The organism is Caballeronia arationis, assembly GCF_001544975.2.
In the GTDB taxonomy this organism is placed as follows: domain Bacteria; phylum Pseudomonadota; class Gammaproteobacteria; order Burkholderiales; family Burkholderiaceae; genus Caballeronia; species Caballeronia arationis.
The window spans coordinates 1-15,302 of sequence record NZ_FCOG02000132.1 but is presented as its reverse complement, the minus strand read 5'-3'; the positions used below and the strand labels follow the sequence as shown (position 1 = coordinate 15,302).

General features: G+C 63.9%; 12 protein-coding genes and 1 pseudogene. 1 reads left to right on the top strand and 12 read right to left on the bottom strand.

The genetic code is table 11. The annotated features are described in order from the left end of the window. Positions 1-106: 106 nt before the first annotated feature. Positions 107-361 (top strand): annotated as a pseudogene (locus AWB81_RS49185) (IS30 family transposase); the annotation flags it as partial. Between the two features lie 10 nt (positions 362-371). Here the strand turns inward: AWB81_RS49185 and AWB81_RS34935 are convergent. From AWB81_RS34935 to AWB81_RS34880, 12 genes are all read right to left on the bottom strand, one after another. After that, the gene (locus AWB81_RS34935; RefSeq protein ID WP_062642176.1) at positions 372-1,859 is read right to left on the bottom strand and encodes a C40 family peptidase; all 1,488 of its coding nucleotides are present in this window, start codon (positions 1,857-1,859) and stop codon (positions 372-374) included. Further along, a complete protein-coding gene (locus AWB81_RS34930) occupies positions 1,816-3,417 on the bottom strand; it encodes a lysozyme (RefSeq protein ID WP_062642174.1) in 1,602 nt (533 codons plus the stop codon). The genes AWB81_RS34935 and AWB81_RS34930 overlap by 44 nt, the downstream gene beginning before the upstream one ends. 18 nt (positions 3,418-3,435) lie before the next feature. Further along, the gene (locus tag AWB81_RS34925; protein WP_062642172.1) at positions 3,436-5,595 is read right to left on the bottom strand and encodes a hypothetical protein; all 2,160 of its coding nucleotides are present in this window, start codon (positions 5,593-5,595) and stop codon (positions 3,436-3,438) included. Positions 5,596-5,602: 7 nt separating this feature from the next. Continuing rightward, complete coding sequence (locus AWB81_RS34920; RefSeq protein WP_062642170.1) at positions 5,603-6,340, bottom strand: hypothetical protein; 738 nt, start codon at positions 6,338-6,340, stop codon at positions 5,603-5,605. 3 nt (positions 6,341-6,343) lie between these two features. Further along, positions 6,344-6,598 (bottom strand): hypothetical protein, encoded by a 255-nt coding sequence (locus AWB81_RS34915; protein ID WP_062642167.1) that lies wholly within the window; start codon positions 6,596-6,598, stop codon positions 6,344-6,346. Further along, on the bottom strand, positions 6,598-6,801 hold the full coding sequence (locus AWB81_RS34910) for a hypothetical protein (RefSeq protein ID WP_062642165.1): 204 nt from the start codon (positions 6,799-6,801) through the stop codon (positions 6,598-6,600). The genes AWB81_RS34915 and AWB81_RS34910 overlap by 1 nt, the downstream gene beginning before the upstream one ends. A gap of 10 nt (positions 6,802-6,811) precedes the next feature. After that, entirely contained in the window at positions 6,812-9,016 is a 2,205-nt protein-coding gene (locus tag AWB81_RS34905; RefSeq protein ID WP_062642163.1) for a hypothetical protein, read from the bottom strand. A gap of 12 nt (positions 9,017-9,028) precedes the next feature. Next, complete coding sequence (locus AWB81_RS34900; RefSeq protein WP_144444258.1) at positions 9,029-9,991, bottom strand: hypothetical protein; 963 nt, start codon at positions 9,989-9,991, stop codon at positions 9,029-9,031. A 101-nt stretch (positions 9,992-10,092) separates the two neighbouring features. Beyond that, complete coding sequence (locus tag AWB81_RS34895) at positions 10,093-11,997, bottom strand: hypothetical protein (protein WP_144444257.1); 1,905 nt, start codon at positions 11,995-11,997, stop codon at positions 10,093-10,095. A 76-nt stretch (positions 11,998-12,073) separates the two neighbouring features. Then, positions 12,074-13,372, bottom strand: coding sequence for a S8 family peptidase (locus AWB81_RS34890; protein ID WP_062642157.1), 1,299 nt, complete (start codon positions 13,370-13,372; stop codon positions 12,074-12,076). Further along, on the bottom strand, positions 13,369-13,611 hold the full coding sequence (locus tag AWB81_RS34885) for a hypothetical protein (RefSeq protein WP_062642154.1): 243 nt from the start codon (positions 13,609-13,611) through the stop codon (positions 13,369-13,371). The genes AWB81_RS34890 and AWB81_RS34885 overlap by 4 nt, the downstream gene beginning before the upstream one ends. A gap of 201 nt (positions 13,612-13,812) precedes the next feature. Beyond that, positions 13,813-14,814, bottom strand: a complete 1,002-nt coding sequence (locus AWB81_RS34880) for a sigma 54-interacting transcriptional regulator (RefSeq protein WP_062642151.1) — start codon at positions 14,812-14,814, stop codon at positions 13,813-13,815. Positions 14,815-15,302: the final 488 nt, after the last annotated feature.

The window sequence follows — 15,302 nt, the reverse complement described above, 5'->3', positions numbered from 1 at the left end:
GCCGCCACGCTCGCCTCAGCAACCCAACCTCAAAACGCTAAACATTAACCCCCCTGTTGCACTTCGGCTTGAAACCGCCCCCTGAAATTTGCAACGAAGCCGCAATCAGGGCTACCAGACGAGTCAGGCGGACCGGCTTGCGTGGGAGTGATCTCGGCGCCCAAAGGAATGCAAGCTCGTCATGAATCGGACGCTCGCGCAGGTCGTCGCAAGCAAGCTACAGTTATAGTGGTCGCCTCAGCAGATTGCCGGTTGGCTCAAGCACGCGTACGCGGTCAACAGAGACTATCTGGTGTCACACGAGACGATCTATCGGAGCCTCTATATACAGGCGCGTGGCGCACTGAAGAAGGAATTGGTGGCTGCCGAGTTCAAACCCAGCCCACGCTCGGGTGGTGGCTGCCGGCTTGAACCTCCGGCCAAGGCGTGCGGATGCTGGTGGCGCTGCCGGTTGTGGCCGAGCCACCGTTCGCGTTCACGAAGGTCTCCACGCAGCTCTGAAAACTCAGCCACAGATTGTGGGCGCTGGAGTACACAATGCTCATGGCCGCCAAGTCGAGCACGCCGGTCGTGCGGTCGGCGCCGCGTGTGTAGAACACAAAGCCACCGCCTTCGGCGGCTGTGTAGCCGAACTGGCGGTTGCCGCTCACCGGGTGAGCCGTATCCATTACGGTCCAGATGGTGGAGAAGATCCAGTGATCAGCCGTATGCTCGGCGATCACCACCGAGCCATCGTCGGGATTGACCCAACCGCCGAAGGCCTTCATGTCGATGTGCACCACCGAACCTAGTGGCGAACTGCTCTTCCACACCGCAGCTTCGCTGTCGTCGTAAGGGGAGAACTCGGCCATGCGCGTGTCAACAAAGCTGTTGATGTTGAGGCGCATGTAGGATAGTAGCTCGTCGGCACTCAAGGTGCGCCCGTTTAGCACCGGCATGGCCGAGATCGAGATGGGGTAGTAGTCCAGGTTGATGTCGCCGTATGCATCCTCGATGCGGTGGACGTGCCAGTGGATGCCCTTGCCGTTGACGGCCGTCTGGATGGCGGTCGGCGGGCGGAAGCTGATCAGTGGCTCCCACTCGGTGGCCGCGAAGCCGAACGGCGTGGCCAGCGACTGCATGATCAACGTGCGGTTGGGCTGAACCGGTGCCACCAGGCTCAGCGACTGCGCGAACACGGGCGACAGCGACTGCGACCGCGCGTCCAGCGGAGGCGCCTTCAGATGTCCAACATAGCCCAGCCGACGTGCCATACCGAGGTCGGCCAGGTCACTCGGACTGGTCCAGTGCGGCGGGGTGGCGGTGAGAGGGTCGCCGGCGCTGTTGAATGCTGCCACCACCAGCTGCGAGCAGAAGAAGCTGTCGTCGCTGCCGCGCCCGAGGTTGACGTTGCCGACCCAGTTCACGCACTGGTCGTAGTCGGCGCCCGACCTGCCCGAACAGAATGCCGCACGATCGAGCTGGAAGCTGCCCTGGCGGACGAGGCCCATGTAGTTGAACGGCTTGTCGAGCTGCTGGCCCGCGTAGTCGCGCACCCGCAGCGCCTGCTCGGGCGTCAGCGCGGGGTCGCGGAAGGCCACGGCCACGGTGGTCCCGGCCAGCGCCTCATCGAGCGAGCGCAGCGTCACTCCGTTGCCGATCGCCTCGACCACCTGGTCGTTGCCGATGTATAGGATGGCGTGGCTCACCGGGGCGCCGGTTGCCGCGCGGATTGCGCCGGATACCGGACCGTTGCGAGTGGTCACGATCAAGTCCGCGTTCTTCAGCGCGCTCGGCCCGATCGAGCGGCCGCCGCTGCCCGGGTCGAGGGGAATGTCACTGCTGCTGGCATGCGCGTAGCGGCGGCGCAGCGGGCCCACCCGCGGTCGTCATCGACTGAGCGGCGCCGATGTCGGGCCGCGCGAACAACTCGGCCTCGGCGTTGCGGAGTTGGACCAGTTCGGGCACGTCGACGAGCGCTCCGTCGTGCCGCGCCTTGGTCCACTTGCGCAGCTCCACCGGCACGGCGGCGTAGTTGCCTTCGTTGAGCTGGCGCAGCAGCGTCGACTCGCGAAAGCGCTTATGCCCCAGGCTGAACACGAAGCTGGCCAGCGCATCGGCCTGATTCTGGCCGAGGGCCACGCGTACCGTGTCGTTGAGCATGTCCTCAATGTGGCTGACCCGCGCCACCAACATCTGCATCGCCGCGTCCTCGGCGATGCCCCTGGCGTAGCGCTGCTCCTCGGCGCGGCCGTCGCAGGCGCCGTGGTGCAGCGCTGTGCCGTAGCCGATGGTGCAGTGGCCGACGTTGTCGTAGGGGGTCGCTTGGAACGGCGTGTGGCCCTTGATGAACGCGATCCCCTGCGGCGAGACCTTGCATGCCGGGCGCGTGGGCGCGGGGACGGACTGCGCCGCGGCGATCGAGCGCAGCAGGCCCACCGGCAGCACCGTCATCGCCAGCGACCGGCCGGGCGCGAGGCTTTGCGAAAACACGAGGTCGTCGCTGGCGATGGTGACGCCGGTCTCGCCCTGGATCACTGGGGCGCTGTCCTTGACGAAATCCATGTCGGCGAAGTTGACCAGCGAGGCCAACTGGTTCAACGGCGTCGGCAGCGCTGAGATGAAGTCGCGTACTACGTCATTCATCAGCGCGATGGTCTTCTGGTAGGCCGATGACACCGCCGAGTCGAACGGCTGTCCGGCCTTCCACGCCTGCCAAAAGAAGTAGGTGGTCGGCTCGGGCAAGTAGTTGTTGCGGATCGCTCCCGACGACGTCTTGGCGCCGGCGTCCAACCACGCCTGGTTGAGGCTGGAGCCCACGCAATTCATCATGTAGACGCTACGGATCGACAGCGCCTTGCCGAAATCTGTGCGCATGTCGCGGATGCGCCGCCCGCTGATGCCGCCGGTCACTGAGATCGAGTCGTCGCCGCCGTGCGTCAGGATCAGCAGGTCGATAATTCGGCCTTCACGGCTGAGCGAGATCAACTGCTTCTTCATTTCGTCGTACGAGGCCGTGCCGTTGCGTAGCACCACGACGCTGCCGAAGTAGTCGGGCCTGGCCGCCGTGTAGCGATTGAGCGAGAGTTCCGCGGTCTCGATCAAGCTGTCGGTGAGGCCGATGATCTTCTGGTGTAGGTAGTCGACTAGCTTCTTCTTGTAGCCGTCGGGGATGTTCTCGCCGCCGGGCATGGAGCTGGACAGCTTTTCGACCAGGGCAGGGATGCCGAGGTCGACGCCGCCGTTCTCGATCAGGATCACCAGCGTGCGGTTGCTGGCCGACATTGGCTGCGACCACGCCGACATCTCGAACGCGGTGCGGGCGCCCTGGCGTGCGCTCGCCGGGGAACGCGCGAGCACGCCCGAGACGGCAGCGGTGCCGAAGCGGTTCGCTTGCGCCGGGTCGCGCCACGCGCGGGGTTGGAAGCGGTTGTCCATGGTGGGCCTTTCGTGTTCTCAGGCCACGCGCAATGCGCCGGCCTTGATCAACTCGCGGATCAGGATGTCGAGCTTGCCTTCGATGATGCTGGCCGCGGCGTCCACCAGCACGGTGGAGTCGGGCTTGACGTATTCGCGCACGATGGCCTGCACCTTCTGTTGCGACGCGGGTGTGAGCTGCGGCACGTGCTTCCAGACCTTGGCGAGGAAGGCCCCTTCGTCGAGGTTGCTCACCAGGATCGCCGGGTCGGTGATGTTGGCGATCGACTGCTCCACGGCGCGCTGGATGATCTGGCGGTTCTTGGCGTTCAGCTTGCCGTCGCCGGTCAGCACCCAACTGCCGTCTCCGGCGTCGTTGAAGACCTCCACGCCGTCGGCGTTCAGGCGGTCGTGGATCGCCTTCATCACCATGTTGGCGATGCGATCGGGCTCCTGCTCGGCAATTCCTTCGAGCACGCTGGCGAAGCGGCTGGCGGAGTCGATGTCGCGATGGAGGCCGTAGTGCCGGTCCACGGTTTCCAACTTGCTGAAGCGCGCTTTCACCTGGCCCAGCGTGAAGGCCTTGTCGGCCAGCCGCCCGAAGAAGCCCTTGGCCGCGGCGTTGAGCGAGCTGCCGTCGAAGAACAGCGTCTTCCAGTACTCGGTGACCGCGTCCTTGTTGATCAGGTGCCCGGCGGCGAAGGCGTCGGTCAAGAAGTGATCGCCGAAGGCGTTGGTGATCAGCGGGCCCTCCAGCGGAAGCATCGGCGAGCTGTTGCCGGCGGGCGCCCCGCCGATGGCCTGGGCCTCGTGGATAGCGCGCAGGTGGTGCGCCTCCCAGGCCGACTTATTGTTGCCGTGGCGGTTAGCCGCGCCGGCGAAGATGGCGTCGCGGAACAGGAAGTTCGGCGAGAAGTGCTCGAAGTTCAGCTCAGCCAGCGCGAGGTAGCGCCCGCCCGTAACGCTGTCCCATTCGTCGTCGGACACGTCCTTCTTCGGGTCTGCCTTGTTGCCGGCATAGTAGGCGGTGCCGCGCTCGATCAGGGCCTTGATGCGCCCCAACTGGCCCACGTCGATGGCCATCATCTGGTCGACCGATTCGAACAGGTCGGCCATCGCGATGATCTGGCCGTACGAGAACGCTAGGCCAGGATTGGCTCCGACGCGCAGTTGCTCAGGGTAGAAGCTGCCACCGAACAACACGTGCTCGCCGGTGTCGTAGAACTGACGGCTGACGGCCTGCGGGGAGCCAGACGGACATGCTTGCGCCACGCTCGCCTGCATTGAGTGTATAGCGTCCATGTCCTGCAGGAACTCGGCGCTACCGACGCTGGAGGTCGCGCCCTCAGCTTTCGGCGGCGCGGCCTGCCGGGGCTTCTTGTCGGCTGCGGCCTTGCGCTTGAGTTCCTCCACGCGATCGAAGTCGGCGAAGCGGTTCTCCAGTTCGATGGTGCCCAGGTCGTAGGCGTTGGCGTACTGCATGCTCCGCGCGATACGCTCGAAGATGGCGTCGCCGCCCGAGGGGACGGCCGGGGCCGCCGGGCTGCCGGGGGCACCACTTCCCTGGCCAGGTAAGCTCCGGCCGTCGTCTGGCAACGCGTCCAGCTGGTTCGGGCGTACGGTGGCCTTCGAGCGTGGGTCGTAGACCATCTGGCCGCTGAGGATGGCCTTCATGTCCTCAATGAAGGCGTCGTCGGCCGACTTGGCCTCGCTCACCTGCTCGCGCGCAGGCGGCTGGGTGGATGGCGCGAGGCCGGGCGCCGCGACAAGCGGGCCGGGCTGCGGCGCGGCGGGCGGCGCCAGATCGACCGTGTACTCGGTGCGTGCGTCACCTTCGCACGGCGCTTCGGGTGCAGCGCAACGAAGCTGAACGGTCGGATCCCCCGGGGAGTATGCCGGTGGCCTAGCGTCCATTACGTACTCGTCCAGCATCCGGCTGAGCGAGGCGGCGACTACATACTCGGCCTCGCGCGCCACGTCCGGTCGCTGGCGCATCAGCTCGCCGTTGTCCGCGCTCATCGAGACCGCCACCGTCGGAGTCTTGCGCGCGGGCGGTGTCGCGTTTGCGGTCGCCAGCGGCTTGCCATAGTAGCGCGCCAGCAGGGCCTGGGTGCGTTGCGCCATGCTCTGCGGCGCCGGCCCGCGGCCGTAGTAGTTGCCGATGACGGCGTCGAATGATGCGGTGTCTTGCGATTTCATGGGGCACCTAGGCTTTCACGTTCACTCGCACGAAGGCGAACGGGTCGAAGGTCAGGATCAGGTCGTTGCGTCGGCCGAAGGCGTGCGTCCTGTCGATGCGTACCTTCATCTCGGTGTCGCTGCGCGACATCACCTCGGCCAGGTTCTGGTTGATCACCGCCACCGGCTCGAACGTAGGGTCGACGGAGAGGTGACGGCCCTTGATCAGCAGGCAAGGCCCGCTCGCATCGTCCATCGACATGCTGATGCCGCTGATCTGCGGCGGGTTCTGGTTACGCCGGGCCTTCTGAATCTGGTTGGCGAGCGCCGAGTAGTCGATGCTGCTGTTGGACACCTTCTTCAGGTCGACGTTCTTCTGCTCGATCTGCTGCAGGTCGCCGACCGAGCTCACGCCGATCTTTCGCAACTGCTTGCGTGTGGCGTCGTCGACCGGGATGTCGTCGATGTTTATGTCGGACCTTGCCGGCGGCGGCTTCGACGTCGCGCGCACCTGCTGGTCGGTGATCGAGCCGAGCTGGATCATCACTTTGGAGGCGCCCGTCTGGCCGGGCTGTGCCGTCAGGAACGTGACCTTATCGCCGTCGTACGAGGGGAAGATGTTGAGATCGAGCGACAAGTCCTTGACCGTATAGCTAAGCGGCTTGTTGATCGCCTTCACGGCCAGCGTCTCGCGCGCCTTGTCGAGTTCGACGACCAGCGAATCGACGAAGTCCTCGAGGTGCCACGAAGCGTTCTGGCCGTCCATGGGCTACTCCACGAATGCGGTAAAGGTGATGCGGTGAAACGACGGGCGGAACGTGGTGTCGACATAGTAAAGCGGCGGCGTAGCGCCCAGGTGCAGCACGCCGTCGGCGTCGCGCGGCACGTCGAGTTCGATGGGCGATTCGATCGTGCATTCGTAGATGTGCGAACGCACACCGGCATCGTCGTCGACCAGTTCTTCGCCCATGTGGGCCAGCATTTGGTCGAGGATCTGGCGCAGCGGTATGAAGGAGGCGTCCATCAGTGCCACCTGCTTGACTGGGCTTGCGTGAGCGGCGCCGCCGGCGCCATCGGTGCGACCGGCGTGAGCGTCACTTTCTCCGAGAACGTCAGCTTGAAGCCATCGAACACGAAGTCCCCCTCTTGGCTGACGTCGGACCGGCCGGAGCCCAGGTCGGCGTTGCCGTCGTCTTCGGCTCCCATCGAGTAGCTTCGCGTTCGCATGACGTGGCTCCTAGTGTTCCGACTTGATGCCGACGAGCCGCGCCGCGACCGGCAGCGGGTAGCGGACAGTCTCGTCGGTCACGCCGGTCACGCGGCCGCTGTCGTCGGTATCGCGCACGCGGCCGAGGGCGAACTCGAACAGGCGAAACACCGGCAGCACCCACACGATGCCGCGCTGACCGGCCTTGCCGCCGAGTCTGAGCCGGTAGATCAACTCCGACGCGTTTGCGTCTGCCACCGGCTGCGCGCGCAGCGCCTCGATCTGCTCGGGGGCCAACGGCGCGGCGCCGTCCCACAGCGGAAGTAACTGGGTCAGCGCCGCGATGGACAGCTCCATACCGCCTTTCAAGCGGCCTTGGGTGCGCGCGCTGATGTCCTCGGGATCGTCCTTTTCCAGCAGCAGGCGCGACTCCATTACGCCGTTGGCGTCGTGATCGGCCGACAGCAGCACCGAGTACTTGGCGTTGACGTCCAGCTCCCACAATACCTGCGAGGGCCGCGCACGCCGGCTGCCGGCCTCGTCGATCACAGGCGACTCCCACAGCTTGTTCCAGAAGCTGCGGTAGACGTTCATATCGCGCGGCTCGCGTTCGGGCGACACGGCCGCCCGTTGCTGCTTCACGAAGCAGGCGGCGACGACGATAAACTCGGTGCTGCCGACGGCCGCGGACTGGCCGCCGGAGGCGCCGTTGAGCCAGCGCAACTCGGCATACGCGGTGACCGGCCGATTCGTCGCGAGCCGGGCCACTTCGTCGACCGCCAGCGGCACGGCGATCTCGCTGTTGGCGGCGATGTCCTTGAGCTTGAGCATCTTCTCCACCAGCACACTCTTGTCCGCGCGTTCCTTGATGGCGATCTTGAGGATGGCCTTGGGCAAGGGCCCGCTCGGCACGGGCGGCGCCACCATGAGGCGCAGCTTCAGTTGCACGCTGCGGTCGCGCGCGTACAGCACGCGCTGGCTGCCGTTCCATAGTTGGGTGGGCCCGTCGCTGAACGTGAGAACGGCGCGCCGGCTCGGGCTGGGCGCGTCGCCTTGCGGCAGCACCAGGCTCTTGGCAACGGCCACGGGAGGCGGTAGGGCGGGTGCTGTGGACGCGGCCGAAGGATCGGGTGTCGGCGCCGCCGGGGGTGACGCCTGTTGCAGCATTTGCAGCAGTTGTAGCAAGGCGGCCGGGTCGATCGGCGTGCCGCCTGGGGCCAACTGCTGCGCGTGCAGAAAGTCCTGCGCGATCATGCGCTGGCTGACCTGGGCCAGCGTATCGGTTGCGAACTTATTGTCCGCGGCCTTGGATTGCATCTCTTTCTGGTTGATCGAGTTGATCAGCATTGGCAGGTGCTGATTGAGCTGGCCGAGGAACTGTGGCGTGTTCTGCGCGATCGGGCCGATCACACCGGGCAGCACCTTCACGATGCCATCGAGTAGCGGCCCGATGAAGGCCAGCAGCGCCGGCGCGACCAAAGCGTGCGACAGCTCCGCGCTCTGCGCGGCCGAGAAGCGGTTGTCGCCGTCGATGCGGCGCCGGGTCGACTGCGACTGGCTCAAACCGCCGGCGCCGGCAATCAACTGGGTCAGGAGCGAGCTCAGGAAGCCGATCAGGTCGCGGTCCGAACCGGCGGCCGACGCCGGCGACACGCTCGCCGCGGCCGGGGCCGCACCGGGCGTCGCAGTGGGAGAGGGCGTCGACGTACCGCCGCCTTTGAGCAGCCCGGCCACCACCGGCACGGCGGCCTTGGCGATGTCGCCCAGCAGGCCGTCGAGCGAGTTCTGTTGCGCCAGCGCTTGTCGGCCCGTGCGACAGGGGACGACGCGGGGCAGGGTCTGCATGCGGGTCATGGCGGGCGTCAGCGATTGGGGCAGCGCGAAGTTAGCCGGCGGATCGGGCAGTCGCACCGAGTCGCCGATCGCCAGCACGTCGGAGAAGCTCGGCGACCTGCCGTCGGCCGACTTGAACGTGAAGAGCTGCACATACGCTTTTCCTTTGTCGATGGCCGACAGCGGGATCGCCGCCTGCGTGTGCGAGTCGATCAGGTTGCCGGCGGCCGGATTGCTGGCGAGCGGCAGCGTCCGGTAGACGTCGTCGACCCATTCCATCTCAAGCCGCTGCGTGACGCCGCGGCCCACCTTCAGCTGGTAGTAGCGGTTGCTGCCCGTGTCGATGCGAAACCGCGCCGACCCGGCATCCATTGCCTGCAACTCGAGGATCGCCAGCGCCATGGTGCGTCACGGTCATCGCGCCGGCGCGGCGGGTGCGCTCCCGGTGGCCGGCGGCTTGAGCGCGGCGACGCCGCCGTCGCCGTACATGTTGGCGAAGTTGTCGAGCTTGAAGTAGTCGGTCTTGAACTTGATGTTGACCTTGCCGTGCAGCGTCGCGGACAGGTCGTCGGTCGCCTTCTTGTCGGAGGTGTTGACCTGAATGTTAGTGTTGGTCGACGACAGGCTCCCGCTCGGTCCGCCGAAGATCGCGCCGATGCCGCCTCCGTCGTACTCGGTGTTAAGTGACGTCACGTTGATGTTCTGGTCGTCGTGGTGGGCCTTGCTCTCGCGCCCGGCTTTGACGCTGAAGTCGACGCTCGCCTCGATCTCGCCCTTCTCGACCACCAGGCGCGTCACGCCCATCAGCAGCACCTCGCGCAGCGCGGCCCGGTGCTCCTTGGCCATCAGTACCTTGGCCTCGAGGATGTCCTTCTTGACCGCGGCGTCCTCCGGGTCGACCTTGTCGCCGTCGGGAGTTGCCAGCACGATCTTGTTGCTGCCGTCGGCCTGGCGCTCCGAGGTCACGCTATACTGCTCCTGCTTTGCCTCGGCGAGCTTCAGGAACGACTCGTCGTCCTTCACGTTCTTGACGAAGTCGGCCGTCGACTTTGTGGCCTCCTTCATCAGCTTGATGTAGCTGTCGGTCTGCTCCTTCATCACCCGCAGGTTGGCGTTAAACACTGCCTTCAAAAGATCGCCGACGAACTGCGGGAAGTCCACCGAATCCACGAGCTCGGTGAAGGCCTTGGTGTCCTGGCCGAACGACGGGTCGTAGCCTTTGTAGCCCATCTCCTTGCCGGAGTCGGTGGCCATCGATTTGGCCAGCACGCCGGCGCGCTTCATAGCCTTGCGCTTCTCGTCCTCGACGAGCGTGCTGTATATCTCCTGCTGCTCCGACAACGACATCGACTTGAACATGTTGCTCTGCGCCAGCACTGCGCGCGCCGAGGTACGTGCCTGATCGAGGTACGGCTGCTCGTTGGGCAGGACTGTCACTTGATTATTCATACGTCGCTCCGCTCAGACGGTAGGGGACTTCAGAAATTCCATTCCGGGTCGGTGGCGGCCGACGCCGCCTCCGGGGTGGCTTGCGGCGCGGTCGATGCCGGCGTCTGTGACGCGGCGTCGCCGCTGGCGCCCGAGCGCACCAGGTCGTCGGTGAGCGCGTCCTGCAGGATGCTTTGCGTGGTGATGAAACGCTCGACATTGCCGATGAACTCGGCGAACTTCTGGTCTTGCGCGAAGACCGTCGGGTCGTAGTCGGCGATGGCGCGAATGATGTCGTTGCCGCCTTTGGCCTTGTTGTAGATGACGGTGGCCTTGGGACGTCCGCCAGTCATCGCCAGTATCAGCGTCTCGACCACGCGCCACCAGGTCCCGCCAGATGGCACCACCTGGCGCAGCACCTCGGGGTGCATGAAAATGCGCTTGATCACGAACTCCAGTTCGGCGTTGATGAGCGGGGCGATCACGTTGGACATGCCAGTGCAATTTGTCGACAGGTTGTATTGGAGGTCCTCCACCGACTGCAGCACGTTCTGGCGCGAGACGTAGTTGTCAGGGTTAGGGCTGATCTGCGCGCGTTCGAGGAACTTGGCCGACTCGAGCATCAGCACCTTCCACAGCCGCGGGAACTCTTGGTTCTGCACCATGTCGTCACCGGTCTGGGACGTGCCATAGTTGAAGACCTGGCGGTAGAACATCGCGCGTTCGGCCGGGCGCGTGCGGTCCAGCACGCGGTTGCCGCGTGGGTCGGTGAAGCGGTTGGAGAAGACGTAGGACTGCAGGTCGTCGCGCAGACGGCTGTCCTCGATTGTGAGCGAGCCCCGTACTAGGTACTTGTGCGTGAAGAAGTTCATCGCGTCGAACACTTGGAGCTCCTCACCCAGCACCATGCCGTAGAACAGTTGCGAAGCGCACTTGACCGCCGAACGACTGATCTGTATCTGCGAGCGGTCGTCGTCGAAAGGCGTGATGTCGAAGTCGGAGTCGGTCGGGTCGGTGGAGGTCGACTCCGGCTCGCCGATCTGAAGCGAACGCGAGATTTGCTGGATCCAGCCCGACGCGTAATAGACGATGTTGGCGTTGGTGATCGGGATTCGGGCGGCGTTCGAAGCCTGAATGTAGCGGATCAGGATCGGCTTCATCTCGGGCAGGATCGGGCCGAGGCCGCTGTCTTCGGCGTGCTTGATCAGTTTCGATTCTGCGCGGTTGAAGACCGGCGCTTGCACGACGGCCGCCACGCTTGGCGCGAACGAGCCCGCCTCCAGCGAGAGCGCGGCATCGGCGAGGCTTTGGATCACTGGACCGTTGTCGTTGTCCAGGCCGGGCACCTCGAGCCTAGCCGTCTCAAGATACGCGCGTGCGCCGCTCACTGCCAGATACTTCACCACTTTGCTCACGCCCGCCGGGCTGCTGGTGATGAAGTTGCGTGCGGCATCGACCTCGGTGAGGCCCATCACGTGGAACGCGTAGGCGACGAGGAAGTCGGTGACGGCGGGGTAGCCGCCGAGCACTGTGCGTTCGCCGAAATCCAACGTGTAGAGCTTGGTGGCGATGTCGTTCTTGAATGCGTATTTCAACGCTGAGAGCCCGGCTGTCGCGTCGACTAGTTCCGACAGGCTCAGATAGTCATCGTTCGGCGGCATGTGAGCCAGGGTGCCGGGCAGGCTGTCGCCGGTCCACTTCTCTTCAGGCGCCTTGCGCGGCGCCAGCGGCCGCACGAGCAGGCTGCGCAGCATGGTGGCAGTGGCCACCACCTTGGGCACGCCGCGCTTGGCGGCCGCGGTCTTACCCGGCGTGGAGATGCTTACGTTGCCGTGCTTCCAGGCCGGCTCGAAAACCTTTCTTGCCAGCAGCTCGTCGAGGAGATCCAGTTCGGTGATGATGTAGGGATCGACCGCAGGGACATTGCCGCGGGTCGTGCCCACGATGCGCCGCAAGTCGAAGCCGGTGCTGATGCCCGTGGCAAGACCATTGTTAAGTGGAGCAGCCATGTCGTTCTCCGATCCAGACCGTTTATAGCAGGTGAGCCAAGAGCTTGAAGCCATCGGCGAGATTCAAGAGCCCATACCCGGCATGCTCGTTGCGCATGCGACTGTCGACCCTGTCGGACGTACACTTCAGGATGCGTCGGATGTCGTCGTTGCCCAGCTTCTTGCCTAGGCCCGCCGAGAGCGACTTCATCAATCCGATCGCGCCGGCTACGAAGGGCGAGGCCTGCGACGTGCCTGAGGCGAACGCGTATTTTCGATCCAGGAATGAACTGTAGATGTTCAGGCCCGGCGCCACCACGAAGATGTTGGCGCCGTAAGAGGTGAAACTCGCAACCGCGCCGCTGTTGTCGACCGCGCCAACGGCGATCACCCCAGGCAGCGCGCCGGGGTAGTAGCGCTCAGCGCTGCCATCGTTGCCACTCGCGGCGACCACCGTCACGTCGCGGCTCAAGGCGTAGCGGATCACGTCCTCGTGGGGCAGCCCGCCGCCGATGTGCTTGATACCGAGGCTCATGTTGATAATGTCGGCGCCGTTGTCCACGGCCCACTTGATGCCGGCGTTGATGTTGTCGACAATGCCTGCGCCCACTACGTGGCTGTCGCCGCTCTTCATCGCGGCGAGCACGCGCACGGCCATCAGGCTGCAGTCGGGAGCGATGCCTTCGTCCATAGCGAGGCCGCGCGCTGCAAGGATGCCCGAGACGTGGGTGCCGTGACCCACCTCGTCCGCGGGGTCCCTGTCGTAGCCCAGGAAATCGCCAATGAATACGCTAGTGTCGAGGCCTTTTAGGTTAACGAAGTCCATGGCCTTGCGCACCTTTCCAGCGAGCTCGGGGTGATCGAGGCCGACTCCCGTGTCGAGCACGGCGATGGTGATGTCGGGCGAGCCGCGGGTCAGCGCCCGCGCATACGACAGGCCGATCAGGTCGCCGGCCGAACTGTCGTTGATCGAGTTTGTCGCGGCCATTGCGGGCGGGCTGATGCGCGACTCGACAACCTGCAGCGGGCTGGCATCCTCCACCGAGGGCAGGCGGCTGAGCAACTCGCTGATGTGGTGCGGCAGGTCGTAGTTTTCCTGGAGGATCACGCGGTAGGTGCGATCCAGACCGTGGCGGGCCTCAGTATCGTCCCAATCGATGCCTGCGGGCGCATACTCGTTGGTGAGCCAGTATTTGCAGCCCAAGCCGCGCAGCGCGAGGTCCACGTCCGGGCTCGCGCGGTGCCGCGCGCCTGACTTGTCGCCGATAAACGTTATCCAGTCAGGAATGTCGTCGTCATGGGGGTGGCGCTCGGCCATCTTGACTATGAAATGCTGTTTCATGTTTTTTTGATCAGTCGATAGATCGACTCGCCTCCTGGCAGGAGCACTTGCATCAACACGCCCGCGCTCACCAAGCGATCCAGCGCTTCATCAAGCACCCATGAGCCCTTGGGCATCGGAAAGCCACCCAGCCAGAAATCGCGAATGCCTGAAGAAACGTCTGACGCATCCGGGTGCTCCTCGAGATAGCGAACAATCTCGGAAGCCACTTGAATGACAGGATCCGTGAGTTGGTCCACCACCTTCCCACCGCAAATCAAAAGACTGTGATGGGCTATGTATGAGCAGGTTTTGCGCCAAGATTACAATCAACGCATGCCATTGATTTTTCACGAGAAGTTGCATGATCAACGCTGGTGCCCCGGGTCTGAAAAACCCTACTTTCCAGGGTAAAACGGTCGCAGTAGGTGAGGTTGCGTCGCCTCACCGCTACCGATTGCTCAGCGAAAGCTTTGAGGGGAAATACCGTAGCGCTTGAGCAATCGGCTGAAGGCTCGGCGTTCTTGGCCAGCGCTGCGCGCAGCCTCGCTCACGTTGCCACGTGTGCACGACATTAAGCCGTGCAAGTAGCTCTCGCTGAACTCTTTAAGCGCAACCTGCTTTGCTTGAGTGTATGGCGCGAAGGTTGTGATCTGGCTGTTCGGTGGCGACGCGAAAGTATGCACAGGGGGATGCGGCGGCTCAGCTACCAGAGGTGCGGCAGACCTAGGGTGCGCCGGTGCATCAAAGCACAGTGTCACGCCGTCGGAAAGCAGAAGCTCGCGGTGTAGCAGGTTTTCAAGTTCGCGTACATTGCCGGGCCAAGGGTAGCAATTGAACCAGTCCAAGGTGTAAGGCTCAATGCGAGGCACCGGGCGCCCGTAGCGTTCGGCCAAACGACCCACGAAATCATGTGCAATCAATTGCGGATCTCCAAAACGCTCCCTCAGTGGCGGCAACGCCAAGTGCAGCACGTTGATGCGAAACAGGAGGTCTGCACGGAACTGACCGCAGTCCACTAGCGACTGTAAGTTGCGGTTCGAGGCCGCGATGATGCGCACGTCGACTATCACTTCTTCTTTGGAGCCGAGCGGCCGATAGCGCTGGTCTTGCAGGACCCGCAGTAGCATCACCTGCGCTTTGGGAGAGAGTGCATCAATTTCATCTAGAAAAATTGTGCCTCCATTCGCGAGCCATAGCAGGCCCGGCGCGTCATCCCGTGCGTCCGTGTAAGCGCCGCGCTTGTGGCCAAAGAGTTCGTTCTCGAGCAAATGATCAGGCAGCGCGCCACAATTGACAGGTAGGAAAGGTGCCGCTTGGCGATGGCCCTGATAGTGTGTAGCACGGGCCGCCAGTTCTTTGCCTGTGCCTGTTTCGCCCTCGATCAACGTTGACGCGTCGCAGCGGGCGAACTTCTGAATAAGCGCAAGTGCACGGAGAAAGGGAAGCGAGCGTCCAATCATGCGAACCTCGTGGCGGTAAGCGCTAGTGATGTTGGCCAGTCAGAGTTGCTTGCCCTCACTCGGTGAAAGTTCGCCCGAACCAGGGTTACCTTGCCTAGGTTAGTCCGCATGAATCCGCGTAGTTGACGTTAGCCTAGCTCAGATAGATTTCCAAAGATTCCTGGGTAAGGATCGCCTTAGAGAGGGTCGGGCGCACTTCAGGGTTGCGACTTCGCCAATCTTTCCGACGTTTTACATCTCCTCGCAAATTGCCTACGTGTTGCTTAATCACTTTTGATCTCCTCTTCGATTCCGGTGATCGGTCTATCACCAACTGGTCAAGCTCCCGGAGGGATTTAGCCCGGCGGCCTCAAAAGTGAGGTGCAACACTTATTTCGTATAAGGTGTTGCAATGCCCGACAAAACTACTTCATACCAGCACCTTCAACCTGAAGAACGCCTCGCCATCGCAAGCCTACGACTGCAGGACGTGAGCATTCGGGCCATGG

What these genes read in the sequence shown, in the direction of transcription:
- AWB81_RS34905 (WP_062642163.1), bottom strand. Translation starts at nt 9,016, where the DNA reads ATGGCGCTGGCGATCCTCGAGTTGCAGGCAATGGATGCCGGGTCGGCG.
- AWB81_RS34880 (WP_062642151.1), bottom strand. Translation starts at nt 14,814, where the DNA reads ATGATTGGACGCTCGCTTCCCTTTCTCCGTGCACTTGCGCTTATTCAG.
- AWB81_RS34910 (WP_062642165.1), bottom strand. Translation starts at nt 6,801, where the DNA reads ATGCGAACGCGAAGCTACTCGATGGGAGCCGAAGACGACGGCAACGCC.
- AWB81_RS34915 (WP_062642167.1), bottom strand. Translation starts at nt 6,598, where the DNA reads ATGGACGCCTCCTTCATACCGCTGCGCCAGATCCTCGACCAAATGCTG.
- AWB81_RS34920 (WP_062642170.1), bottom strand. Translation starts at nt 6,340, where the DNA reads ATGGACGGCCAGAACGCTTCGTGGCACCTCGAGGACTTCGTCGATTCG.
- AWB81_RS34930 (WP_062642174.1), bottom strand. Translation starts at nt 3,417, where the DNA reads ATGGACAACCGCTTCCAACCCCGCGCGTGGCGCGACCCGGCGCAAGCG.
- AWB81_RS34925 (WP_062642172.1), bottom strand. Translation starts at nt 5,595, where the DNA reads ATGAAATCGCAAGACACCGCATCATTCGACGCCGTCATCGGCAACTAC.
- AWB81_RS34890 (WP_062642157.1), bottom strand. Translation starts at nt 13,372, where the DNA reads ATGAAACAGCATTTCATAGTCAAGATGGCCGAGCGCCACCCCCATGAC.